20 protein-coding genes and 1 tRNA gene are annotated in these 24,004 nt (G+C 38.6%); 10 read left to right on the top strand and 11 right to left on the bottom strand.

Features of this window, described 5'->3' with window-relative positions; translation table 11 throughout:
- The first annotated feature begins 41 nt into the window (after positions 1 to 41).
- Both H5088_RS04250 and H5088_RS04245 read left to right on the top strand, forming a co-directional pair.
- Positions 42 to 1,355 (top strand): adenylosuccinate synthase, encoded by a 1,314-nt coding sequence (locus tag H5088_RS04250; protein WP_024597266.1) that lies wholly within the window; start codon positions 42 to 44, stop codon positions 1,353 to 1,355.
- Between the two features lie 110 nt (positions 1,356 to 1,465).
- A complete protein-coding gene (locus H5088_RS04245; RefSeq protein ID WP_039489024.1) occupies positions 1,466 to 2,104 on the top strand; it encodes a tetratricopeptide repeat protein in 639 nt (212 codons plus the stop codon).
- A gap of 69 nt (positions 2,105 to 2,173) precedes the next feature.
- Here the strand turns inward: H5088_RS04245 and H5088_RS04240 are convergent, their stop codons facing one another.
- Entirely contained in the window at positions 2,174 to 4,021 is a 1,848-nt protein-coding gene (locus tag H5088_RS04240; protein ID WP_002957877.1) for a sodium:proton antiporter, read from the bottom strand.
- A gap of 869 nt (positions 4,022 to 4,890) precedes the next feature.
- Here H5088_RS04240 and proB point away from each other — a divergent pair.
- Both proB and H5088_RS04230 read left to right on the top strand, forming a co-directional pair.
- Positions 4,891 to 5,997 carry a glutamate 5-kinase gene (proB, locus tag H5088_RS04235; protein ID WP_002957876.1) on the top strand — a complete coding sequence of 369 codons (1,107 nt, stop codon included), beginning with the start codon at positions 4,891 to 4,893 and terminating at the stop codon, positions 5,995 to 5,997.
- Positions 5,994 to 7,241 (top strand): glutamate-5-semialdehyde dehydrogenase, encoded by a 1,248-nt coding sequence (locus H5088_RS04230; protein WP_182752256.1) that lies wholly within the window; start codon positions 5,994 to 5,996, stop codon positions 7,239 to 7,241. The genes proB and H5088_RS04230 overlap by 4 nt, the downstream gene beginning before the upstream one ends.
- Positions 7,242 to 7,313: 72 nt before the next feature.
- Here H5088_RS04230 and H5088_RS04225 read toward each other — a convergent pair whose 3' ends face one another.
- The 4 genes from H5088_RS04225 to H5088_RS04210 form a co-directional block, all read right to left on the bottom strand.
- Positions 7,314 to 9,521: an EAL domain-containing protein gene (locus H5088_RS04225; protein ID WP_182752255.1), complete on the bottom strand. Its 2,208-nt coding sequence runs from the start codon at positions 9,519 to 9,521 to the stop codon at positions 7,314 to 7,316.
- A 59-nt stretch (positions 9,522 to 9,580) separates the two neighbouring features.
- Positions 9,581 to 12,799, bottom strand: a complete 3,219-nt coding sequence (locus H5088_RS04220) for an ATP-binding protein (RefSeq protein WP_182752254.1) — start codon at positions 12,797 to 12,799, stop codon at positions 9,581 to 9,583.
- Entirely contained in the window at positions 12,799 to 14,061 is a 1,263-nt protein-coding gene (locus tag H5088_RS04215) for a PotD/PotF family extracellular solute-binding protein (RefSeq protein WP_182752253.1), read from the bottom strand. The genes H5088_RS04220 and H5088_RS04215 overlap by 1 nt, the downstream gene beginning before the upstream one ends.
- 178 nt (positions 14,062 to 14,239) lie before the next feature.
- Positions 14,240 to 14,315: transfer RNA gene (locus tag H5088_RS04210), tRNA-Ala, on the bottom strand.
- A 166-nt stretch (positions 14,316 to 14,481) separates the two neighbouring features.
- On the opposite strand from H5088_RS04210, the gene H5088_RS04205 reads away from it, so the two are divergent.
- Both H5088_RS04205 and H5088_RS04200 read left to right on the top strand, forming a co-directional pair.
- Positions 14,482 to 14,877 carry a hypothetical protein gene (locus H5088_RS04205; protein WP_182694033.1) on the top strand — a complete coding sequence of 132 codons (396 nt, stop codon included), beginning with the start codon at positions 14,482 to 14,484 and terminating at the stop codon, positions 14,875 to 14,877.
- A gap of 1 nt (position 14,878) precedes the next feature.
- Positions 14,879 to 15,379 carry a prolyl-tRNA synthetase associated domain-containing protein gene (locus tag H5088_RS04200; protein WP_182752252.1) on the top strand — a complete coding sequence of 167 codons (501 nt, stop codon included), beginning with the start codon at positions 14,879 to 14,881 and terminating at the stop codon, positions 15,377 to 15,379.
- On the opposite strand, the gene H5088_RS04195 is transcribed toward H5088_RS04200, so the two are convergent.
- Positions 15,346 to 16,494 (bottom strand): MFS transporter, encoded by a 1,149-nt coding sequence (locus tag H5088_RS04195; RefSeq protein WP_165723902.1) that lies wholly within the window; start codon positions 16,492 to 16,494, stop codon positions 15,346 to 15,348. The genes H5088_RS04200 and H5088_RS04195 overlap by 34 nt on opposite strands.
- A 198-nt stretch (positions 16,495 to 16,692) precedes the next feature.
- Here H5088_RS04195 and H5088_RS04190 point away from each other — a divergent pair, with 198 nt between their 5' ends.
- From H5088_RS04190 to H5088_RS04175, 4 genes are all read left to right on the top strand, one after another.
- Entirely contained in the window at positions 16,693 to 17,232 is a 540-nt protein-coding gene (locus H5088_RS04190; protein ID WP_002957867.1) for a DUF2058 domain-containing protein, read from the top strand.
- A 182-nt stretch (positions 17,233 to 17,414) separates the two neighbouring features.
- Positions 17,415 to 17,738: a c-type cytochrome gene (locus H5088_RS04185; protein ID WP_002957866.1), complete on the top strand. Its 324-nt coding sequence runs from the start codon at positions 17,415 to 17,417 to the stop codon at positions 17,736 to 17,738.
- 165 nt (positions 17,739 to 17,903) lie between these two features.
- Positions 17,904 to 18,671 carry a class II aldolase/adducin family protein gene (locus H5088_RS04180; RefSeq protein WP_182724381.1) on the top strand — a complete coding sequence of 256 codons (768 nt, stop codon included), beginning with the start codon at positions 17,904 to 17,906 and terminating at the stop codon, positions 18,669 to 18,671.
- Between the two features lie 26 nt (positions 18,672 to 18,697).
- Positions 18,698 to 19,873 carry a mandelate racemase/muconate lactonizing enzyme family protein gene (locus tag H5088_RS04175; protein ID WP_007375956.1) on the top strand — a complete coding sequence of 392 codons (1,176 nt, stop codon included), beginning with the start codon at positions 18,698 to 18,700 and terminating at the stop codon, positions 19,871 to 19,873.
- 94 nt (positions 19,874 to 19,967) lie between these two features.
- On the opposite strand, the gene H5088_RS04170 is transcribed toward H5088_RS04175, so the two are convergent.
- From H5088_RS04170 to H5088_RS04150, 5 genes are all read right to left on the bottom strand, one after another.
- Positions 19,968 to 20,339: a hypothetical protein gene (locus H5088_RS04170; RefSeq protein ID WP_024595815.1), complete on the bottom strand. Its 372-nt coding sequence runs from the start codon at positions 20,337 to 20,339 to the stop codon at positions 19,968 to 19,970.
- 49 nt (positions 20,340 to 20,388) lie between these two features.
- Complete coding sequence (locus tag H5088_RS04165) at positions 20,389 to 21,228, bottom strand: amidohydrolase (RefSeq protein ID WP_182693288.1); 840 nt, start codon at positions 21,226 to 21,228, stop codon at positions 20,389 to 20,391.
- Positions 21,225 to 21,953 carry an SDR family NAD(P)-dependent oxidoreductase gene (locus H5088_RS04160; RefSeq protein WP_024595817.1) on the bottom strand — a complete coding sequence of 243 codons (729 nt, stop codon included), beginning with the start codon at positions 21,951 to 21,953 and terminating at the stop codon, positions 21,225 to 21,227. Before H5088_RS04160 ends, H5088_RS04165 begins: the two co-directional genes overlap by 4 nt.
- 21 nt (positions 21,954 to 21,974) lie before the next feature.
- The gene (locus tag H5088_RS04155) at positions 21,975 to 22,463 is read right to left on the bottom strand and encodes a peptidylprolyl isomerase (protein ID WP_002957860.1); all 489 of its coding nucleotides are present in this window, start codon (positions 22,461 to 22,463) and stop codon (positions 21,975 to 21,977) included.
- A gap of 66 nt (positions 22,464 to 22,529) precedes the next feature.
- Positions 22,530 to 23,999 carry a LysM peptidoglycan-binding domain-containing protein gene (locus H5088_RS04150; protein ID WP_182752251.1) on the bottom strand — a complete coding sequence of 490 codons (1,470 nt, stop codon included), beginning with the start codon at positions 23,997 to 23,999 and terminating at the stop codon, positions 22,530 to 22,532.
- Positions 24,000 to 24,004 lie beyond the last annotated feature (5 nt).

The following is a 24,004-nucleotide window of genomic DNA, read 5'->3' as shown; positions in this document are numbered from 1 at the left end:
CTGGTAAAATCTCGTCCTAATTTTCTCTAAGTGAATTTACGATGGGTAAAAACGTTGTTGTATTAGGCACCCAATGGGGTGACGAAGGAAAGGGTAAGGTAGTTGATCTCCTTACAGACAAAGCATCTTTAGTAGTTCGTTATCAAGGTGGCCACAATGCGGGTCATACTTTAGTTATCGAAGGTGAAAAGACGGTTCTACACCTTATTCCATCGGGTGTATTACGTGACAATGTTAAATGTGTGATTGGTAATGGTGTAGTTTTATCACCAGAAGCGCTAATGAGAGAAATTGGCATGCTTGAAGAGCGCGGCGTACCAGTACGCGAGCGTCTTTTAATAAGTGAAGCATGTCCGCTAATCTTGCCTTTCCATGTTGCATTAGATGTAGCCCGCGAAACAGCTCGTGGCGATAAGCCTATTGGTACAACTGGCCGTGGAATCGGTCCTGCGTACGAGGATAAAGTAGCACGTCGTGGTTTACGCGTAGGCGATTTATTTAATCCTGAAGTATTTGCAGCTAAATTAAAAGAAGTGCTTGAGTACCACAACTTCACTTTAGTTAACTACTACAAAGTAGATGCTGTAGATTTCCAAAAAACGTTTGATGATGCAATGGCTGTTGCTGATATCTTAAAAGCAATGGTTGTAGATGTAACTGAGCTTTTAGATCAAACGCGTTTAGCAGGCGAAAACATTTTATTTGAAGGTGCACAAGGTACGTTACTTGATATAGATCACGGTACTTACCCTTATGTAACATCTTCAAACACTACCGCTGGTGGCGTTGCGACTGGTGCAGGTTTTGGTCCATTAAACCTTGATTACGTTTTAGGTATTATTAAAGCGTACACGACACGTGTTGGTTCAGGTCCTTTCCCTACAGAGCTTTACGACGGTCTTGATAAACAAGATCCAGTTGGTAAGCACCTAGGTGATAAAGGCCATGAGTTTGGCGCTACAACAGGTCGACTTCGTCGTACTGGTTGGTTAGATGCAGTGGCTATGCGCCGTGCAGTTCAAATCAACAGTATTTCAGGTTTTTGTTTAACTAAGCTTGATGTTTTAGATGGCTTAGAAACACTTAAAATCTGTACTGGTTACAAGCTTGAAGATGGCACAGTTACTAACGTAACACCATTAGCGGCTGAAGGTTACGATAAAGTAACACCAGTATACGAAGAGATGCCAGGTTGGTCAGAAAACACTGTTGGTGTAACTAGTCTTGACGGTTTACCAAAAGCTGCGATTGACTACATCAAACGTATTGAAGAAATTACGGGTGTTCCAATTGATATTATTTCTACAGGTCCTGACCGTGTAGAAACTATGGTGCTTCGCAATCCGTTTGCGTAATTACCATTAGATTAAAAAAGCTGCTTCGTGCAGCTTTTTTTGTGTCTAAAATTCACCTTGGAACGATCTTTGTATATTATTTAATAAGTTTATTTATATAAGTGGTGAATATGCGTTTATTTAATCGTAATTGCGTACTAAGGCTTTCGTTAATACCGCTGTCTTTATTTATTGCAACCAACAGCTTAGCTACAGAAAGCCCTGCTGCTGTGCCGCTGTATACAGAATCAGAGCTAATTGCGTTAATAAATAAAAATACGCATTTAGCGCGCGTAAAGGCAGATGATTGCCAGTTGGTGCAAGATATAGAAGCACGAGCCAATAAAATGGCATTGCCGTCTTATCAATTTTTATACGGCGATATGCTGGCTTATAACGTGTGCGTTGATCGCAATGTAGAGTTAGGTGTGTATTACATGCGAAAAGCAGCTGAGCAAGGCTTAGCGGCAGCGCTAGAGCAATTGGGACGATACTACGACACTGGTCGCTTAGTTCAGCAAGATAAAGCAATGGCAATTACGTATTTGCGTGAAGCCTCGTCGCAAGGCAATTTAAAAGCACAGCTACGTTTAGTTAAATTATTTAATGATGGTTATGGCAGCCCGCGTGATTTTGAAGATGCCTATCGTTGGCTATTCAATTCTATGGTGGCAGATAAAGCGACTCATAGAAAAATTGAGCGAGCGCTGACTAAGTTAGCGCAAAAAATGCCAGATAGTGTGGTTGCTCGAGCCCGCCTTCCTATTTAATGGCTGTTAAAAACAAAACCCTAACTTTTTAAGTTAGGGTTTTTTAGTTTTTACAGTTTGTAAAAGTATTTAACTGTCTTCTTTAGCCTTTGTTTGCGGGTCTTTTAAAACTGACATTTTAGGCGGCTGTAAAGCAACAACGCGTTCGCCTTCTTGCGGCGGTTTTTCCATGTTGATTGTAAACGGTCTTAGCTTAATAGGTGTATCGTCATCACTGTCTTTATCACCTTTGAGAATAAATAAAGGGATAGCCTCAGGGTTCATTTCTAAGTATTGTTCCCAGCTAAACTCATCCGAGATACGTGTTGAACTAACCTTACCGCCTTTAGCTATAATACTGCTTAAACGTGCATACGAGCCTTCGTCTCCAAACAGTATTTGTCTAGATAAAAACGTTGCGCTGTCTTTATTTGCTTTTGCATGCGACGTTGATGAGCGTAGCGAAAATACATTTTTCTCATTAAGTAAATGCGAAAAGTATTGAACACCTAACGCATTATGATGACGATTTGGCGATAATGCTAATACACTACGAATCGTTGTTAGAGGTAAGTAGCGTTCAGCATGCTCTGATTGCGGGTTACCATAATAACAAGCTAAACCATCCATACGTGCCATTCTGCAGTTTTCCCATGCAGGATCTGACAGGTGAACCGGAATGTTTTGCTCTTGTAAGCCTCGGCCGATTGCACGCGATACATGGTTTGCACCAATAATTAATATTGTATTTGGCGATGGCTGGCGTACACCTAATAGCTTGGCGACAGGAATGGCGGTTAAGCTCTGTAGTACAACGGTAATTATAATTACTGTAAATATAAGAGGTACCATTTTTTCAGCATCCGCAACACCAGACTCCATCATGCTAAGCGCAAATACTGACCCAACGGCTGCGGCGACTATACCGCGTGGAGCTATCCAGGCAAGTACCAAACGAGACTTCATTGGTAAGTCAGTACCAAAGGTCGAAATAGCAATACACAGTGGCCGAGCAACAAAAAGCACGATAGCTAAAAATATAAATACATCGCTGTCGAGCATCATTAAATCAGAGAGCTGTAAGCGTGCTGCAAGTAAAATAAACAGCGTTGATATTAATATCATCGACAAGTCTTCTTTGAACTCAAGTACAGAATCTATTTCTAAATCGTCTTGGTTAGCAAGCCAAATACCAAATACAGTCACTGCTAATAGGCCTGATTCATGGCTTAAATAGTTTGATACAGAAAAACTAATGAGTACTAATGCCAATATACCAAACTTATGTAATTCAAATGGTAGCCACTCGCGGCGCATTAATAGTGTTGTTAACCAACCAGCAGCAACACCAATACTTAATCCAACACCTAGGGTTTTAACTAAAGCAATAATAGTGTGGCTAAATACTTCGCCTTGGCCTACCAGCATTACGGCTTCAAATACTAATACAGCGAATAATGCGCCGATCGGGTCTATTACAATACCTTCCCATCGAAGTATGCGGTCAATGTCTTGTGTTGGGCGCATTGAGTTTAATAGCGGTGCTATAACAGTAGGGCCTGTTACAACTAGCACTGCACCTAATACCGCAGCTACACGCCAATTAAGTTCAAGCAACCAATAGGCGCTGAGGCTAATAATAATACAGGTAGTAAGCATGCCGATGGAGCAAAGGTTTCTTACAACTTTTCCGATTCCTTTTAGCTCTCTGAAATGCAGAGTTAAGGATCCTTCAAATAAAATGATGGCAACACTTAGTGATACAACTGGAAACAGTAAATCACCTAACAATGCATCAGGGTCTAAAACACCACTAAATGGCCCAAGTAAAAGACCAGTAAGCAATAAGAAAAGAATAGCGGGCACTCTAAAAGCCCACGCGACCCATTGGGCAAGCACAGAGCAAAGTGCGATACCGGCTATGTAAATTGCTGACATAGATTAAGAATTCCTTATTTATGACGGTTTGTTTAGAAAGTATAACTTTTGTTAATTATTAATACAGGGGTATACACGGGAAATTAAAATATTACTAATCAATTTTAGCTGCTTATAGAAGATTAGTAGGCTTAAATTATTTTGCGCGTGTTAAGCCGCCTTATTTTAGGCTGTATTAATTGTTTAATTGGTTGAATTTTAATAACAATCTAACACCACAAACGAGGAGGAATTAGCTTCGCTCGAATTTTAACCTTGATTTTTAAGGGGTATTTAGTGTAATATGCTTCGTGTTCTAATAATTAGTTATCTAATGAAGTTTATTGGAAGTAAAAGTGGTTTGTTAATCTTAACGTCATTTTTAATCTTTATAATCATGCATTAGTGGTGTTACTAGTATTCGAACACTACATAATTTCATTTGCCGAACTCTTGGTATGGTTTTGCTAAACAAGTTTATTTAATTATTTAAGTAAATAAAGGTTTGAGTTGAACTATTACTTTCAATGTTTAACCCCCATCGTGGCGGTTAAATCTCGGTCCTTTGGTCTTCACCCTATCTGTTGGTGTATCAGACTTTAGAGGCTCTATGTATGTTGTTAATAAAAAAGCCACACATAGCTTTTTACAGCGATGCATAAACAACACTTTTAAATTTTTTGATTAGTGCTGCTCGATATTATTGGGTTGTTGCTACTTTATACTTAACCTTAAATCTAAGCTTATTGTTTTAGATATGGTTTTCGCGTGTGTGTAAAAAAGTGTTGCCTAAATGAAAGACAAATTCGAAGCTATGTTTTAAACCTAGCTACTTAGTTTTAGCTCGTCTAATTAAGGTGAGCGCAGATAAAATGGAAAGTTGAGCATTTATGCAAAAGTTAAATTGGCGACGTATCGTACTTAAAGTAGGTAGTGCATTAATTGCACCAGATCAAGATGGCTGCCGTTCGCGTTACATATTAACCATCGCACAGTTCATTGTTCGTTGTCGTGCCCGTGGAATCGAGGTGATTTTAGTATCATCGGGTTCTGTAGCTGCTGGCGCGCATTTATTCCCATCAGACAAACCACGCTCTGTGGTAATGAAAAAAGCAATGGCGGCAGCAGGTCAAACAGAAATGATTGCCATGTGGGACCGCTTTTTTGACTTTCCATCTGCGCAGCTATTATTAACGCACGGTGATTTACGTGATCGCGAGCGTTACCAAAGTATTCGTGAGACAGTGTTTACTTTACTTGAGCATGGTGTTCTTCCTATCATTAATGAAAACGATGCTGTAACTACCGACGACTTAAGAGTGGGTGATAACGATAACTTATCAGCAATGGTTGCAGCAGCTGCCGACGCCGATGCTTTATTAATATTCTCAGATGTTGACGGGCTATATGATAAAAACCCTAACTTGCATGATGATGCGGTGTTACTGCCTGAAATAAAATCAATTGATGAATCTATTTATGCTATGGCAGGATGTGCTACAAGTGCGGTAGGTACTGGTGGTATGAAAACTAAAATAGAAGCGGCAGAAAAAGCAACGTCACATGGTATAGCGACTTATATTATAAATGGCTTTAAAGAAGAAACATTTACAAAACTGCTAGCTGGAGAAAACCCAGGTAGTGTATTTTTACCGTACGAAAAACCGATGCAGGACTCTATTCATTGGATGACACATACAGCAAATGAGCAAGGTGAAGTTGTTGTTGATGGATCATTTGATGAATCTCTTGAAGGTGAAAGTGGATGTATTCGTGGTGACGAAATCATGGAAGTTCACGGTGAATTTGCCGTGGGTGATACCATTTTAGTACGTAGTGAAGACGGTACGCGTTTAGCTAAAGCGACCGCAAATTATAGTAGCTGTTTGTTAAACTTTATTGCAGACAACGAACAGAGTGAATTCAGCGAAAAAATGCAGGATTCAATTGGACCAGTTATATCTGAAAAACATATCGCATTATTGGAGAAGTCATGAGTTTAATTACGGACATTTCACGTCAGGCAGCTAAAGCTGCACATACACTTGCTTTACTCGATACCGAGACTAAAAACAAAGTACTAGTTGAAATGGCAGCGGCACTAAGAGAGCAAAAAGCATTTATAATAAAAGAAAATGAAAGTGATTTAAGCGCAGCACGCGACAATAACTTAGCTGCCTCAATGATCGACCGCTTAACGTTAAACGATGAGCGTATTGAAGCAATGGCAGAAGGTATTGAAGTAATCGTAAGCCTTGATGATCCTGTTGGTCAGCTGCGTGATATTACTGAGCGCCCAAATGGTATTAAAATTCGCAAAATGCGAGTACCTCTTGGTGTTGTATGTATGATTTACGAAGCACGCCCGAATGTGACAGCAGACGCTGGTGCATTATGTTTTAAATCAGGTAATGGCGTAATTTTACGTGGCGGCAAAGAAGCACTTAGAAGTTCACAAGCTATCGCAAGTGTAATGCACCGCGTACTTGAGAAGCACAACTTACCGGTATCACTTATTTCAGTGATTCCAGATCCAGACCGTGCGCTGTTAATGGAACTGATGCAGCAACGCGAAAGCATTGATTTAATCATTCCACGCGGCGGCGAGGGTTTAATTAACTTTGTTACTGAAAACAGTACGATCCCAGTAATTCAGCATTACAAAGGCGTTTGTCATCTATATGTAGATAAAGATGCCGACCTAGAAATTGCGCTTAACTTACTGCTTAACGGTAAAACGCAGCGCACCGGTGTTTGTAATGCACTAGAAGGTTTAGTTGTGCATCAAGATGTGGCAGATGAGTTTTTAAATCTGTGTGCAGTTGTATTACGCCAAGAAGGTGTAAAAATAAATGCTGACAGCTTTGCAGCTAAATACTTTGATAACGCAACTGTGTTAGCCGATAACGAGTTTGGTGAAGAATATCTAGACCTAGAAATCGCTATTCGCGTTGTTCCAAACTTTACGGCAGCGGTTGAACACATTGCACAGTTTGGATCAAACCATACAGAAGTAATTTGTACTAAAAATGAAGCTGCTGCAGAGTTATTCCAACGTAGTGTTGATGCTTCTGTAGTAATGGTTAACGCATCGTCTCGTTTTTCTGATGGCTCACAATTGGGCCTAGGTGCAGAGATTGGAATAGCTACTTCCAAGCTACATGCATACGGTCCTATGGGCCTCGAGTCACTAACGACAGAAAAGTATTTAGTTAATGGAGTTGGCCAAGTTCGCGAGTAACCGCAAAAATTAAGTCCATAAAAAGCCGAGCATATTTATGCTCGGCTTTTTAGTTTATAAATCACGCTACAGTTACTTTAACTTTTTTAACCAATCACTTGCAGGTTCTGGTCTATGCAAATAATAGCCTTGCAGAATAACCTCAGGATACTCCTGTAGTAAATCAAAGTGGGACTGGTTCTCTACGCCTTCAGCAACTATCTCGAGTTCAAATAAACGACCTAAGCTTACAATCATATCAATAATTAGTTTATCGTTGCTATCGGTAGGAGCCTCTAAAACAAAAGAACGATCAATTTTAAGTTCTTGTATTGGTAATTGTTTTAGGTAGGTTAAGCTCGAATATCCAGTACCAAAGTCATCAATTGATACTCTAATACCTAGCTTCTTGAGAAAGTGAACAGCTTCAATAGCCGCTTCCATATGATTAAGTAACGTACCTTCAATTATCTCAATAGTGAGTTGTTGAGGATTAATGTTATGTTGCTTTATCTGTTGGCTAATAAAGTTTAAAAAACGCGCTTCATGAAAGTGCCTGCCACTTATATTAATTGATAAGTTTAACTCAGGGTGGGTTTTACCAAGTTGCGTTAGTATTTCAAGTGCATTTGAAGTTACCCAGCAATCTAAATCATAAATTATGTCTGACTCTTCGGCTATAGATATAAACTCACCAGGGCTAATAAAGCCTTTTTGAGGGTGCTCCCATCTTAATAATACCTCAGCGCCCTTAAGAGTTTGGTTTCGATCAAATTGGGATTGTAAATATAGCGATAGTTCATTATTAGAAATAGCTTTACGTAAATCTTGTTCTATTTCAAAACGGCGTTTTGCTTGCTCGCCAAATGAAGTATCAAAAAAGGTAACTCTATTGCCGCCTTTCTCTTTTGCCTTGTAGCAGGCCGCTTCACAGTTACGAATAGTCTCAATAGCACTTTCCCATTGATCTTCTCGTGGAAAAATATAGGTGCCAATACTTACTGTTAAGCTAACGTCTTGCTCAGCAACGACAAATGGATGGTTTACACTTGCAAGTAGCTCTTGGGCTTTATTTTCAGCCATTGCTTGAGCTCTAGCTTTGCCCACACCTTTTTCAACTGTACACAGTACTGCAAACTCATCACTACCTAAGCGAGCAATAACATCTTTTTTACTCACGTGAGTATGGATTCGTTTAGTTAATTCTTTTAAAATATTATCGCCAGCGAGTAAGCCTAATCCATCATTGATTGAGTGGAAGCTGTCTATATCAATAATATAAATATAGGCATAACTATTTTCGGTACTACAAACTTGAAGTTGTTGCTCTAACTGCTTTAAAAACCCATTTCGGTTGGGTAAACCTGTAAGTTCATCATGCCATGTAAGGTAATGAATTCTTTCTTGGGTTACTTTAACGCTCGAAATATCACTGAATACACCAATATAGTGAACGTTAGTATCTTGATCGCCTTTAACCAAACTGAGAGTTAGTAGCTCTGGATAAAGTTCGCCATTTTTTCGTCTGGTTACAAGTTCTCCACTCCAATAGCCTGCTTGATTCGCATGCTCCCATACTTGGTCAAAGCTAATGCTAGGATGGTTATTTTGTTTAATATCGTGCAACTGCATTTGTAGTGAGTCTGATTCACAGTAACCGGTTATACGACAAAATGAAGGGTTTACCGCAATAATTTTGCCGTTACTATCGGTAATAACAACACCATCGGCAGTTCCCGTTAGGGCTTGATAAAATAATTTTTGTTTTGATGAGAGTTCTTTTAATTCTTCTTCTCGCTGGCTTAGCTCTTGTATTAGTGATTCTATTTCAAGTAGCTTGTCGTGCAGGTCAAAGTTTTTTTCTATTAACCTGTCTAGCATGCCTTGCGCTGTAATGTGTGTACGAATACGCGCTCTAACTAGAGCTAGTTTATAAGGCTTATGTATGTAATCAATTGCGCCCATAGCAAAGCCTTTTTCTTCAGACTCTTCTTCTGTAAGCGCTGTTACAAATATGACGGGGATACCTTTGGTATTTTGTTTCGCTTTGAGTATATTACATACTTCGTAGCCGTCCATGCCAGGCATCATTATGTCTAATAAAATCAAGTCAGGCCGAGTTGACTCAATAAAGATCAAAGCCTGCTCACCACTAGTAGAAATACGTACATCGTAGTCAGTTAAAAGTCCTTCTACTAATACGTGTAAATTACTAGGTTCGTCATCAACAATAAGAATTAAAGGTTTATGCTTTTGTTCTGTGGTTAATCCATTACTGTTTGCGAGGTAATTTGAATGCACTATCTGTCCTTCTCTGCGTTCTTTACAATATTAAATCTAGTTCAGGTTAGTGGTTATGCCTAATTTTTATTATCGTTTCTATACATATCAATAAGCTCAATTACTAACGCGTAGTTAAAATGATCAATTGCTTCTTTGAGCTTAAATAGGGAGTGGCTTCTCTCATATTGATTCATTTCTAGCTGTCTAACCAAACTGCTAGGTACGGGGCGAGCGGTTAATGCTAATGAGTATATATTATCGATAACCGAGTCTTCGTTTTCTAGTTCATGTTGCTGTATATGTTCTTTTTTAAAGCTGTCAGCTATCAAAAATTGTTTTACAGCAAAAAGTGTAAGTATTAATTGCTCATTAAAATGAGATAAATTAATAATTTTTTTATCTATTAAGCTTTTCTCAACACTTTGCGCGCTTTGTTGCAGTAGCTCAAAGCCTAATGTGCCGGCCAAGCCTTTGAGTGTATGTACTAGTCGAATTAAGCTTTCTAACTCTCCATTTTTGATTAATATATCAGCTTTAATCGAAAAGTCATTGTAATCGTTGACAAACTGAGTAAATAATTTGGCTAACAATTCGTCATTGTTTTCTAGGTTTTCTTTTGCTAATGGCAGGTTTATAGTGCTCAGAGATTCATTACTTTGCAGATGCTTTTCTATACTTTCGTAAAGCGCATCAAAAATAATCGGTTTTACTAAAAAGTCATCCATACCCGCTCTAAACGCTGCTTTTTTATCATTAGGATCTGCGGCTGCCGTAATGGCAATTATGGGAGTTTTGTAGCCTCGCTCTCTTAATATGCTTGTTGCTTCAAGCCCACCCATAACTGGCATTTGAACATCCATAAAAATAATATCAATGTCATTTGTCTCTATTTTATCTAATGCATCATGTCCATTATCAGCAATGATCACGGTCATATCTAATCTGGCTAAAAGAGCGGAAGCTATTTCTTGATTAATTTTATTGTCGTCAACAACTAATGCATTAAAACCCGAGAATTTAGGGTGAGGCTTTAATTGCTTTTCTTTAAAATTATTTGGTGCGAGTGCTCTTAAAATTTCTACTTCACTATTTTTATTACCAATAATTATAATGTTTATATTTTCATTTTTTGCAATTGGTTCTGGAGACTCTTCATCGGTAATTAATAAAATAAGTGTCAATTTTTCATTAACGTTTTTATTTTGAGCGTACAGTTGTTGTAAAATAAAGTTATCGTTGAGCTCTTTTTTTTCTATCGACATTATTACAATACTAAATGGGCTACTAGGCTGAGACATTTTTGCAATGGCTCTTAATGGTTCTTTTGTTGTTTCTGTCGTTATGTCTATACCACTTAGCAAGTCCATTAATTTTTTAATTTGCTCATTATCAGGGCTAATTAATAAGGCGTGTTTTTTAAGCTTTTGTTGCTCAGATAAAGTAAAGGGTAGAGTAAAGAAAAACTCGCTACCTTGATTAATCGTGCTCCTTACTTGTATATCTCCGCCCAGCAATTTAGTTAATTGTTTGCTTATAGTGAGTCCTAAACCGGTCCCACCATACTTTCTTGTTGTGCTTGAATCACCTTGCGAGAAAGACTGGAATATAATTTTTGATTGCTCTTCAGTCATCCCAATACCCGTGTCTTTTATACTAAAGCGAAGGTTTATTGTTTTTTCGTGTTGAGATGTCGCTTCTATAATTAATGATATTTCACCATGCTCAGTAAACTTAATTGCGTTACCTACACAGTTATTTATTATTTGGCTTAAGTGCATTGGGTCGCCAATAAGTTCAAGCCCTGCATCAACGTGTAAAGTAAAGTTTAATAACAAACCTTTTTGCTTGGCATTTGTTGAGAATAAATTTTGAACGTTAGAAACTATAGTATGTAAGGTAAAAGGGATTTGCTCTAACTGAACTTTTTCCGATTCTAGCTTAGAAAAATCCAGAATATTGTTTAAAATCTGCAATAAATTTTGAGCACTTGAAAAAGCTTTATCTGCGTAGTGTTTTTGCCTTGAGGGAAGCTCGCTGCTTTGTAAAAGTTGCAACATACCTAATATGCCATTCATTGGGGTGCGAAGTTCATGACTCATATTGGCTACAAAATCTATTTTTGTTTTATTGGCTTTATCGGTTTGCTCCATGGCACTCGTCAGGTCGGCATTCATTGCTTCCATTTGGGAATTTAATACGCGGGTTTCATTGAGTAGCTCTTTGGTTTGCTTATTTTTTAAATATAAAGCGTTAGCTGCTTTTATTACCGATGCTATTTCAGTTTGATTTTGGCTGTTATTTGAAATAGTTACTGGCTTTTCGCTATTCATATCTTTAAGTAATAAAGTGAGCTGAGTAATTGGTTTTATAACCGATCTAAAAATAAAATAGCTTAAAAATAAAATGATTAACATAATTAAAACGGCAAATATATTTGCCTGTTCTGTATTTTTTGTTAAGTGGCTACTTAGTAGCTCTTCTGTTTTGATTAGTTTATTTTTTTCTATATTTTTAATTTCATTAGTTAAATACAGCAATTCGTTTTCTATGCCTGTAAGCACTACATTTACAGAAAAAGTGTAGCTACGGGTGAGTAATACAAGTTGGTTATAAGCTTGTTTTAAGCTTGTTTTTTTATTGGAGAGGGATTCATTTATTACAGAGGTGCTCGTTAGTTTTTTATGTAAGTGATTTAAGTTTTGTTTTACATTTTGTGCTTCATCAAAATTAGGTTTATAGAGGTAGCTTATAATTGCATGTTTTAAATTACTTATTGTGAGTAAAACATCGTTAAAAATAACTTTATTATCATTGTTTGAAGACCCTTCTAAATCACTAATTGTTACTTGTAAGTCATCAATAGGTTGTTTGAACTGAGTAATGAAAAGGTGTTCGCGTTTTTGTCTGTTTACGACAACTTGGCCAAATGTATCTTGGTAATTATTTAAATACTCGCCAAGGCGTATTAGTGAGTTTTGATACTCAGGGGTCTGGTTTTGAGTGTTTGTTTTTAGCTGCTCGAGATTTAGATTTGCCTTATTTAAGTAAAAATTAAATTTGGTAATCGTATTTTCATTTGCATTGTCAATAAATGAAACTGCATGCCCTTGCAGGGAAATAATATCGTTTTCTAAGTTAGTTACAGCTTCACTTTGAATAAGCGCGTTATGTTGCGATTTTTGCAAGTTAAGTAAAGACGTTTGCGAATAGTTAAACAAATAGCTCTGTAAAAGAAGTAATCCAATCAGCGAACACAGAGCTAATATTATTTTTGATTTAATTGAGTTTATTATCATTATCGGCTAATCAACTCATACCATTTTTGCAGGCTGTAGTCATAGGTTGGCATAACTGTATTCCACACTGCTACATTACTAAAGCGTTTATGGTAACTACCGCCATTACGTTGCCCACCTGCTTTTACAGCTACGTCGCCATTGGTATTTAATAAATCTATATTTGTTGCTTTTCCACCGTACCAGTAATCCCATTCAGACTGAGATAGGAGTAGTTTAGAGCGCTGCGGGTTACTAATGTAATAACCTTGGCGAGCAATAAATGCACCAGGCCAGCCTGAAAGCCACCAATTCATATAATCGTAAGCTGCATCTTTTGCGCTACTTTGTATTTGTGACGATAAACACATAACACCATGCCAGCCTCGGTAGCCTTCTTTTGGCGCGGCAAATTGAACATTAATATTTTGGCTGTTTAATGCAGAAACTGCAGGCGAAAACATGCTTTCTATATGGGCTCGCTTACTTCTCATAAATTCAATCGACTCAGGAACCGAATTCCAATAGCCACTAAAGTGACCTTGGCGTTTAAAGTCGAGTAATATACTAAACAACCTATCAAGTTCTGGGCGGGTCATTGCACCTATATCGTTAAACTTTATAAGCCCTTTACTTTGTGCTGCTAGGGCTAGGTCAAATAATCCAATGGTAGGCGCATTTACAATAGCTACTTTACCTCTGTTCTCGTCATTAAGCAGCCAACTCCAGCTTTCTGTTTCGTATGCTATACCGGGCTTAATAAAGTCGGTGTTGTAACCAAAAGAGTCAACATTATGCACATAAGGTAAAAAGCTAAGATGATCGCTTTCTTGTGCGCTTAATGTGCCATCGGGTTGAACATTTAATAATTTATAGGGGGCATCACCTGCACCAATACTTGCAGTTTCGGTTAGTTTTCCCGTTTTAGTAAGTGGATTTATCTCGTTAAAGTAGGTGAGTCGTTTTTTTTCTATTGGCTGAATGGAACCTGCATCCCAAAGCACATTAATGCTGTCTGACCACTGTTCGTATAAATCAAAGGAGCTAGGGTCCATTGATGCCTTTTGCAAAACAGCAGCGCTGCCTGCGGGAGTAAATTCTATATTAATACCCAAGTCACTCATCGCTTGCTTGCGGATAGCCTCTTGGAGTGTTACATGCGTACCAAGCACTCTTAATGTGACTTTTTTTCTGGCAAAAACATAAGGCGCATGTGTTATTGCACCTGCTGTTAAACCTATTGCAGCTAGCTTTTTTAGCGTTGAACGCTTAGGTATGTCCATGTTAAGCCTAAAGTACTAATGTGTGACATTATGTATAGCTAAGAACTTGTAAAGACACAAGTTGAATGGATAAATTTAAAATTATATAGAATGAAAAATTAGAATATTAGGGTGTCAAAAAATAATAAAACAGTGGAAAAATAGAAGAGTAGAGCGAATTTGAAAAGGAGTAGGAAAGTGGTGGAGCTAAGCAGGATCGAACTGCTGACCTCCTGCGTGCAAGGCAGGCGCTCTCCCAGCTGAGCTATAGCCCCACATTCCTAAGTTACATATAATGTAACTGCTTGACTGCTGAGTTCCAAGCGGGACGAACTTTAAGTTTTTTTATAAATTTGGTCAAGTATTTTTTCGTAAATTTTCACTGTTTACGTCAATTTTTGTTAGACTCGGCTTAATTCAAAACTAAAACGATAAAAAACAATGAAAAAATGTGTTCTAGCGCTTATGGTTTTACTCGCTGGCTGTGCCTCAAATGATGAGCCGCCTTTTGAAATAAATAATAAACAGTTTCACGAAAAGCAAGATGATCAAGGCAATAAGCTTTTTGCTTATGTTGTTTCGGTAAAAGCTAAGCATCGTGAAAACTTTAACCTTGACCGTGGTTCTAATAAGAGACCAAGTCGTGGTGAGGTTAAGCAGTATATAGAGAAAGAGCATTTTGAAGAGTCGAGCATTCTGAAGTTACAGCTAGAAGACCAAGCAGTTGAATTATTAAATCAAGAGCTAAAAGATCGTAAGTATTGCGACAACAAGCATGAAGTTAATGATGTTTTATGGCGAGATTTGAGTGTACAACTAAGAGGGCGTTGTTTGTAATATGTTGGCTGATAAAACTAAGTTAGCAGAGCTTTTGGCGAACCTAGATATTACCTATGATGTAATAGAGCATCCGCCGCTACATACTAGCTTAGCGGCAGATGAGTTTATGATTGAGCGCCCAGGTACTCGTCTTAAAAACCTATTTTTACGCGATAACGAAGGCAAGCGACACTTTTTAGTTATTACAGCGCACAATAAGCAGCTCGACTTAAAGGCACTATCAAAGCAACAAGGGCTTTCACGCTTAGGGTTTGCATCAGGTGAGCGGCTAGCTAAATATTTAAAAGTGGCTCCTGGGTGTGTATCTATGTTGGCTCTTTTAAATGATAAGCAAAACGAAGTGAGCTTATGGGTTGACCAAGATATTTGGCACGGTGATTTGTTTCATTGTCATCCGTTTGAAAACACCCAAACATGGTTGCTTAGTAAAGCTGATTTAGAAACATTTTTTAGTTACACAAAGCATCAACCGCGCGTTGTATTTTTACCCTCAAAATAAGCCCACATAATTAACGATAAACCACATAAGCAAACCGCAAGCAGCGTAAACATAAACGCTGTTTGCCCATGATGTTGGTATACCACACCGGGTAATAACGACCCCAATGCGCCACCACTGTAATAAAACGATACATATCCGCCATTGGTTACACTTGGTGGGGCTTTACTTATTTTATTAACGAGCGGTGCGGCAGTTGAATGAATCACAAACATAGCACCACAAAACAAAGTAAATGCGATTAAAAATAAGCTAAGCTGATGGCTCATTAATAAAATAATACTCACACTATAAAAACTAAATACCGCAGTTAATAAATGCCAAGGCGAAGGGACTTTTTTAAGTAACCAAGGTGCAGCAATAGAGGCGAGGGCACCAATTAAATAACCACTGTAAACTAAACCTATGTCACGAGTATTGGTAATTAAAAACGTGTTTTGTAATATAAACGGTAAGTAATTAAGCAGTGCAGCGAAACAAAAAAACATACAAAAAACGGCGCCGTAAACTTTAAGTACAGCGCCTTCTTTAAGTTGTTTAATGTAATCGAGTGGGGAGAGCTGCGACTGTTTAGCTGGGTTTGTAAAGCGGGAATGCTTAACTGTCAAAGCTAAGCAAAGAAGCATAAAAGCAATTACGTAATAAAAGCTCTGCCAATTCCATAAGTCGCTAAACAAAGCGGCAAGCACACGTCCAAAGTAACCACCAACTATACTGCTACCAATATATAGGGTCATATTTTTTTGAAGTGTATCAGCGCTATAACTCATGCCTATATAGCTAGTCATTGCTGTTAAAGCTGCGGGGAGCGTTAAACCCTGTAAAAATCTGACTAATAATAAAAGCTCAAAGCTAGGTACATAAATAAAAAGTAAGCAGCTAAGGCCTAAAAGCACCATTGCAATACGTAATATAAGTAGTGGATTTATTTTTGCTAAAAATAAACCATAAACGAGCGGGGCAATGGCTAAGGGCAGCATAGTTGCAGTCATTAAGCTGCCAGCTACCGCAGGTGCTACATTAAATTCGCTCGCAAAAAGGCTAAGTAGGGGTTGCGGTGCATAAAGCACAAAAAATATAAATACCGAGCAAACGAGTAGATGAGGTAAACGCATTATATGGCTTGTGCATTTGCTGATTGGTTGTCTGGTATTGTATTAAAAATTGCTTTTAATTCATAATTAAAACCATAGTCATTGCGCTATATCATGGTTTGTTTTAACTAGTTTGCTAGATTAATGTCGATAGCGCTGTTATTTGAACTCGTTGGTGATTAAAATAGCGATAATATTAGTTTTTAGTGGAACAAAGTCATGGGTTCATTACAAGACCAATTGCTTCAAGCAGGATTAACAACATCGCATAATGCTAAAGTTGCTAAATCAGAAAAGCGTAAGCAACAAAAAAAGCAAAAGAAAGGGGCTACTAGCAACCCAAGTGATCTGCAAAAGCATATTCAACAAACCAAGCTAGAGCAGCAAAAAAAAGCTGAAGAGCTTAACCAAACACGCCAAGTGAGCTTAAAGCAGCGCGAACAAGAAGCGCGTGTTAAACAAATTTTAGAACACCACAACCAAGATGCTATTCGTGGTGAGCGCACATTTAATTTTACTTATCAAAACAAAGTAAAAAATATCGACGTGAACGAGAAAACGCAAAAAGCGTTATCGGGCGGTCGTTTAGCTATTTGTGTACTAGAAGGGCAATTTTACGTATTAGACGACGAACCAGCACGCAAAGTGGCTGAAGTTGACGAAAAGTATATTGTTTTTCATGTAGAGCCAGAAAACAAACCAAAAGATGAAGATGACCCATACGCAGACTTTGAAGTACCAGATGATATAGTGTGGTAATAGTTATTAAGGGTAAGCTCATTTTTATTTGCTAAAGTATATAAAAGTGAGATAGAAACGAGTTAGCGGTTTTTGGTTAAGTTGATCGTCTAGCGTCGTTTCGTACGTATGCTTTTTATTTGATTGTTTACTACAATCAATAGAACAGTTTTTCTAACCGTCAAAAAAGAAGAGTAAATACAATGAGCAAGATGAAAACACTACTATTAGGCGCGGGTATTACTTTAGCCGCAAGCTTCTCGTTTAATGCAGCAGCTGCCGATGGCGCTGCACTTTATACCGCTAAGAATTGTCAAACTTGTCATGGCGCTGAAGGTAAAGCACCAATTATGGGTATGTACCCTAAACTAAACGGTCAAAACAAAGACTACTTAGTAGCGCAAATGAAAGATATTAAGTCAGGTGCACGTAATAACGGTATGACCATGGCAATGAAAGCAATGGTTGCAACGGTAACTGATGAAGAGTTTGAAGCAATTGCAGATTACCTAGCTAACGTAAAATAATTTACGCAGTTATACCATTTTAATGCAATTGGTATTTTAGTTTTATAAACAGCCACACAATAGTGTGGCTGTTTTGTTTGGTGTTTGCTATAAAATAGAGACTGCTTTAGACTTCTAAACATCTGTTCGTACAGGTTAATAATGTACGTTTTTATAAGGCTCATTATGTTTGATTTACCCCAACTCGATTTAAAAAATAAAGTATCAGCACAAGAGTGGCAACTTCGTGTTGATTTAGCCGCGTGTTATAGACTGGTAGAGCACTTTCGTTGGGGGGATTTAATCTATACGCATTTATCAGCACGTTTGCCTGGCACCGACCACTACTTAGTGAATGCGTTTGGTTTAACCTTTGATGAAGTAACAGCCTCTAATTTAGTAAAGGTCGACTTAGACGGCAACATTATTGACGATACGCCATTTAGTATTAATCCAGCTGGTTTTACTATTCACAGTGCGATTCACGAGGTACGCGAAGACGCTCATTGTGTTATTCACCTTCATACCAAAGAAACAATCGCAGTCGCTACACAAAAAAATGGTTTATTACCGCTTAGCCAATATTCAATGTTTTCAATGCCATCGCTTTCTTATCATGGCTACGAAGGGCTTGCAGTAAACGACGACGAGCGAAAAGTGCTGCAAGATGATTTGGGCAGCACTAACCATATGTTATTGGTAAATCACGGTGGCTTAACAGTAGGCCCAACGGTAGGCGATGCGTTTATGCGCTTTTATGATTTACAGCGAGCGTGTGAAATTCAACTAGCGCTACAATCAAGCTCGCAAGAGGTGATTGAAGTACCGCAACCTATAATCGACAATATTTATAATCAAGCAAACGTAGTACACAGTGGCAGCACCGGCGGGCAACTTGCGTGGCCTGCAATGTTACGTAAAGCGTATCGACTTGACCCTAGTTTTGCAAAATAACCCATAGCGGTTAATAAGGAATTTTAATGAAAGTAAATCGCGTTGAAGTATTTGATATTCACTGTCCTGATAGACCTTCTTGGACACCTGTGTTTGTACGAATTCATACTGACGAAGGTATTAGTGGTGTTGGCGAAGCGGGCCTTGCATACGATTTAGGTCACAGTGCTGCAGCGGCTATGATTAAAGAAATGGCCGATGCCTTTTTAATCGGCCACGACCCATTTCAAACAGAAAAACTATGGTCACGTATGTTACGTGAAAGCTTTTGGGGTTTAGGCGGCGGACCTGTTGTATATGCTGCAATGAGCGCAATTGATACCGCACTTTGGGATATAAAAGGTAAAGCGCTTGGTTTACCTGTATACCAGTTATTAGGCGGTAAAGTTAACGACAAACTACGCACTTACGCATCGCAATTACAGTTTGACTGGGATAGCGAATTTAAAGCGCTAGTACAACCGCAAGAATATGCCGAAGCGGCTTTAAAGGCGATGGCCGAAGGTTACGATGCAGTAAAAGTAGATCCAATTCAGTACGATAAAGACGGCAATACTTATTACGATCGTACAAAGATAATTTCACGTACCGAAATGAAGCTATACCGTGCGCGCATGCAAGCTATTCGCGAAGCAGTAGGCGACGAAGTAGACATTATTTTTGAATGCCACAGTTTACCAGGCGTGACAACAGCCATTCAGTTGGGTGAAATTGCAGAAGAATTTGACTGTATGTACTTTGAAGAGCCAGTTAACTACCTAAACCACTCATTACATGCAAAAGTAGCAGATAAAGTTAATGTGCCAATTGCTGGTGGTGAACGTTTGTATAATCGCTGGGGTGTGCGCCCGTATTTAGAAGATCAAAGTATTGATGTTCTGCAACCTGATATTGGTTTATGTGGTGGCTTTACCGAAACTAAAAAAGTATGTGATTACGCAGATATTTTTGATGTGCGTATTCAGGCTCACGTATGTGGCGGGCCTGTTGCAACAGCAGCATCACTGCACTTAGAAACGGCTATCCCTAACTTTTTGATTCATGAGCACCACACTTATGCGATTAAAAAGTGGAACCGCGAGTTATGTTTACAAGACCCACAACCTAAAAATGGTTTCTTTGAAGTGTCAGAAGAGCCAGGCTTGGGTATTGAATTAAATGATGAGATTGTTATGCGGTCTCAACGCGTAGAAATAAAATAATAGCCTTTTAACCTAACTTTAGGTCATGCATTAAAAAGCCGGTAAGTGATTAGTCACTTACCGGCTTTTACTTGTTTGGTAAAGTTTTAGCTTGTTATAACTCGTTAATTCTACATTCTACGTCTTTAAGCTCAATAGTGGCTTTACTATCAAGGTGGCGTATATAGCATTGCTTGCCTTTAATCATCAATTCAAACTGATCGGGTGTATTGCGACTTTGCGTGTCGATAATATTATTACCATCCACATTGCTAAGGGTTACTGTGCTGCTGGTAGTAAATACATTCTCAGCTAATTGAGTTTCTTGTATATGTACAAGTGTTTTAATTGCTTTGCTAACGGCTGTTTTATTTGGCTTTGCCAGTAGAGCATGTTGCAGCTTAGGTGTCGGATCTGGATTTTGAGATATGCAGCCATTGAGAAAAAACGCAGAAAATACAACGATTAGTAAAAAGTACATTTTCATAAATTGGCCGTATTATTATAAAAAGAGAGTTTAATATAACTAGTTTTACTTAAACTTGGTAGTAGTGCTTAGCGTTTGCATAGCTAAGGTCATGCCATGTCTTATCGTTTGAGCATAACGCCTTATGGCAGTGCCATAGGTTGTTGTAGCTTGTATTTATTTGGCACACAGGGAAGTTGCTAGCAAACATAATACGCTGCTGGCCAAAGTGATTAAAAAGAAAATTAAAACACGCGGCTTGTTGCTCACTGGTGAGCCTAAGTAATTCAAAACCAGAGAATTTAATTGCTATGTTGTCGTGCTGAGCAAGTAACTCAGCACCTTGTTGCCAGTCATTTAAATTACTTGGCAGTCCTGCATGATTAATTATAATTTGAAGCTGCGGTAGCTGCTTAGCGTAGTAAGCTATTTGTTTGGTTATTTCGCTATTTTCAATATCAAATTGAGCTTCAAAATGCAGTTTATTTGTAGCCAATAAATTAAGGTTATTAATACAATGAGGGCTTTTTAGTCTCACTGCATCATCTTCTTCGGTTATATCTCTTATACCACAAAGGCTTGAATGAGCCAGTGCATTTAGCGCGTGATTAAATTGCTCTGCGGGCGCATCAATTTGGTTGTAACTAATAGCCTTAAATGAAAGGTTTTTTAAATGCGAGCTTAGCCAGTTTAACTCGTTTATAGGTGATTGATTATCAAACCCAGCCTCAATGTGCACAATACCCGCAAGTTCAAAATCAGTACTTTTAACAAGTTGCTTTGCACTTATTGGTTGTTTAATTTTTTCTAGGTTAGGCCATGCTGGTGGGTTTTCGCCTTGTAGCCAAGTATATTGCCCCTCGGCAAGATTAAAAAAATGCACATGAGGGTCAATAATTTGCATGCTCATTGGGCTGTATAGCCGCCATCAATACTTTGTAGGCTGCCTGTTATAAAACTGGCATCGTCACTTGCTAAAAAGCTCACAAGGGCAGCAACCTCATCGGCTTGACCTAATCGGTTAAGCGGTTGAAGACTTGCTTCCTCGGCAACTATTTCTGCTTTGTTTGCGCCACTTTTTGCGCAGTACGCATCTATCGCGTTATGAAATAGCGGGGTTTCTATTGTGCCAGGGCATACTGCATTTACTCTAATATTAAAGCTCGCGTAATCAAGCGCCGTTGTTTTGGCCATTGAGGCAAGGGCATGTTTTGTTAGGTTATACGCAAAAGAGTTTTGCTTACCTATAATTGCTTGATCGGATGCGACTAATATAATAGCGCCGCTATTTTGCGCTTTCATGCTTGGCAATACGCTTTGTACTGCGGCATACGCGCCTTTAACATTAAGCGCAAAAAGTGCATCGAGAGTTTGCTCGTCGGTGCTTTCTATATTTGCGCTTAAGTGTTTTCCAGCATTAGAAACAAGTACATCAATACGTTTACTTTGTTCACAGATAGCGTTGATGCAGCTTTGTACCGCCGATACATCACTTACATCACACTGATGAAATATACCAGTTTCGCTTGGCTCTATATCAAGGTTATGTACTTTATAGCCATTACTTAGCAAACGCTTTACAACGGCTAGACCAATTCCTTTTGTACCACCTGTAACTACTGCAACTTTAGACATACTTACTTCCTTTATTGCTAACTAGTGAGAGTGACCGCAGCCGCCTTCAGCGTGCACATGTCCGTGAGAAACTTCTTCACTTGTCGCTTCACGTACAGATACAACTTCAACGTCAAACGTGAGTGTTTTGCCCGCAAATGGGTGGTTTAAATCACAATCTGCGTTAAAACGACCAACCTTAACAATAGTAACCTGATGACGACCTTGGTTAGAGCTAACCATTGCTGTCATACCTGGTTTCCACACTTTAACGTCGCCTTGTAGGTGCTTAAGCGGAATACGTTGAATTAAGTCATCAACACGCTCGCCGTACGATTCACTTGGCTCTAGAGTTACACTAAATTTTTCGCCAGCTTCTTTGCCTTCAAGTGCTTTTTCTAAACCAGGAAGCATGCCTTCGCTGCCATGAATATAAGTAAGTGGCGCTTCGTTTGTGCTACTTTCAATTTGTTCGCCCGCTTCGCTAAGGGTGTAATGAAATTCAACTGCTGAATTTTTGCTAATTTGCATGCTTGTCTCTTCATATAATAACTATGTTAGGGCGCAATTTTACGCGAAATATACTTGTTTATAAACTTAACGTGGCTGATTTAGTGTTTTTTGTAAATCTAGCAGTAAATCTTTTTTTATTGGTGCTACTTTTTGCTTTTCAGCCTGTGGTATAAACAGTACTAATTGAGTGCCAGGCTTTAAAATGCTCGATGCAGAGAGTTTGTTCCATTTTGCCAAGTCGCTATGAGGTACATCGTAAAGCTGACTTATACTCCAAAGGCTATCGCCTGACTTAACTTCGTAATCTATTTCAATGGTGGGAATCGCAATCTCTTGGTGTTCTAAATAAGGGCTGATTTTGTAATCAACAGTTAATGTGCTTGGCAGAGTTTTAGGTTGCCCAACTAATAACTTTTCTCCAACACCTATTAAATTATTATTTTTATTATTAAGTTGTTTCAAAGCTTTTACAGACATACTAAAACGTCTGGCGATACTGTAAAGCGTATCGTTTTGTTTAACGATGTACTCTCCAGCAAAGTTTGATTTGAAGAACTGACTTTTTAATAATGCTTCTTGCCCTATAGGCAGCAGTAAAGTATGCGGCCCGTTAGGTGAGCTTTGATTTTTTAAATATCCCTGATTAATAGCATGTAACTGCTTTGAACCTATACCAGAGAGCTTGGCAATGACTGAAAAGTCGAACTGCTGGCCTATGTTCATCTGTGTTGTAAATGGTTTATATGCTAGCTTTGGGCGTTTAATGCCCTTTTGTGGATGTTTAACTAAATAACTTAAAGCGAGTAATTTGGGTACATAGTCAGCAGTTTCTTTTGGCAGACTGAGCGACCAGTAATCGGTGCTTTTACCGCGTTTTTTGTTTTTTTCGATTGCACGTTTAACACGCCCTTCACCACTATTATAAGCGGCCAAAGCATGTAGCCAATTACCATCAAAGCGTTTATGTAAGTAACTTAAGTAATCAAGTGCAGCATCGGTTGAAGCAAGTACGTCTTGGCGCCCGTCATACCATTGGTCTGACTTAACACCAAAGTGATGCGCCGTTGCGCCAACTAACTGCCAAACACCAACAGCTTGCTGTGATGAGGCTATTGTTGGTCTAAAATCGCTTTCTACAAATGGTAGTAATGCGAGCTCCATAGGTAATTGCTTTTGCTCAATTTTTTTTACGATGTGATACAGGTAAGGCGCTGCGCGTTTGCTCACCGTTTGTAAGTAGTTAGGTTGCTTTGCATACCAGCTGATACGCTTTTTTAAAGCGCGATTTTGATAAATCGTAAAGTGTAGATTATTGGCTATATGCACCCACAGATCGGTGGTTTTTGGTGGGCGCTTTTTTACGATTGTTTTTTTGAATTGAAGTGGCGTAACTGGCTCATTAACTTGAGGCGTTTGAGCTACTTCCTCGTCAATATCATAAGTATAGTCAGGCTCAAAATGAGTAAATATTTGTGGAGCGTCTTGTGGTTCTTGCTCCGTTGATTGACAACCAAATAACAAAATACCCAAACAACATAAAACCAAACTGCGCATAGTGA

Source organism: Pseudoalteromonas sp. SR43-3 (genome assembly GCF_014163875.1).
In the GTDB taxonomy this organism is placed as follows: domain Bacteria; phylum Pseudomonadota; class Gammaproteobacteria; order Enterobacterales; family Alteromonadaceae; genus Pseudoalteromonas; species Pseudoalteromonas distincta.
The sequence above is the reverse complement of the archived record's forward strand: the minus strand, read 5'-3'. Positions and strand labels throughout refer to the sequence as shown.

Bases quoted from the DNA above. Each gene is read 5' to 3' on its own strand.
- H5088_RS04250 (WP_024597266.1), top strand. From the start codon at position 42: ATGGGTAAAAACGTTGTTGTATTAGGCACCCAATGGGGTGACGAAGGA.
- H5088_RS04245 (WP_039489024.1), top strand. From the start codon at position 1,466: ATGCGTTTATTTAATCGTAATTGCGTACTAAGGCTTTCGTTAATACCG.
- H5088_RS04240 (WP_002957877.1), bottom strand. From the start codon at position 4,021: ATGTCAGCAATTTACATAGCCGGTATCGCACTTTGCTCTGTGCTTGCC.
- proB (WP_002957876.1), top strand. From the start codon at position 4,891: ATGCAAAAGTTAAATTGGCGACGTATCGTACTTAAAGTAGGTAGTGCA.
- H5088_RS04230 (WP_182752256.1), top strand. From the start codon at position 5,994: ATGAGTTTAATTACGGACATTTCACGTCAGGCAGCTAAAGCTGCACAT.
- H5088_RS04220 (WP_182752254.1), bottom strand. From the start codon at position 12,799: ATGATAATAAACTCAATTAAATCAAAAATAATATTAGCTCTGTGTTCG.
- H5088_RS04215 (WP_182752253.1), bottom strand. From the start codon at position 14,061: ATGGACATACCTAAGCGTTCAACGCTAAAAAAGCTAGCTGCAATAGGT.
- H5088_RS04205 (WP_182694033.1), top strand. From the start codon at position 14,482: ATGAAAAAATGTGTTCTAGCGCTTATGGTTTTACTCGCTGGCTGTGCC.
- H5088_RS04200 (WP_182752252.1), top strand. From the start codon at position 14,879: ATGTTGGCTGATAAAACTAAGTTAGCAGAGCTTTTGGCGAACCTAGAT.
- H5088_RS04195 (WP_165723902.1), bottom strand. From the start codon at position 16,494: ATGCGTTTACCTCATCTACTCGTTTGCTCGGTATTTATATTTTTTGTG.
- H5088_RS04190 (WP_002957867.1), top strand. From the start codon at position 16,693: ATGGGTTCATTACAAGACCAATTGCTTCAAGCAGGATTAACAACATCG.
- H5088_RS04185 (WP_002957866.1), top strand. From the start codon at position 17,415: ATGAGCAAGATGAAAACACTACTATTAGGCGCGGGTATTACTTTAGCC.
- H5088_RS04180 (WP_182724381.1), top strand. From the start codon at position 17,904: ATGTTTGATTTACCCCAACTCGATTTAAAAAATAAAGTATCAGCACAA.
- H5088_RS04175 (WP_007375956.1), top strand. From the start codon at position 18,698: ATGAAAGTAAATCGCGTTGAAGTATTTGATATTCACTGTCCTGATAGA.
- H5088_RS04170 (WP_024595815.1), bottom strand. From the start codon at position 20,339: ATGAAAATGTACTTTTTACTAATCGTTGTATTTTCTGCGTTTTTTCTC.
- H5088_RS04165 (WP_182693288.1), bottom strand. From the start codon at position 21,228: ATGAGCATGCAAATTATTGACCCTCATGTGCATTTTTTTAATCTTGCC.
- H5088_RS04160 (WP_024595817.1), bottom strand. From the start codon at position 21,953: ATGTCTAAAGTTGCAGTAGTTACAGGTGGTACAAAAGGAATTGGTCTA.
- H5088_RS04155 (WP_002957860.1), bottom strand. From the start codon at position 22,463: ATGCAAATTAGCAAAAATTCAGCAGTTGAATTTCATTACACCCTTAGC.
- H5088_RS04150 (WP_182752251.1), bottom strand. From the start codon at position 23,999: ATGCGCAGTTTGGTTTTATGTTGTTTGGGTATTTTGTTATTTGGTTGT.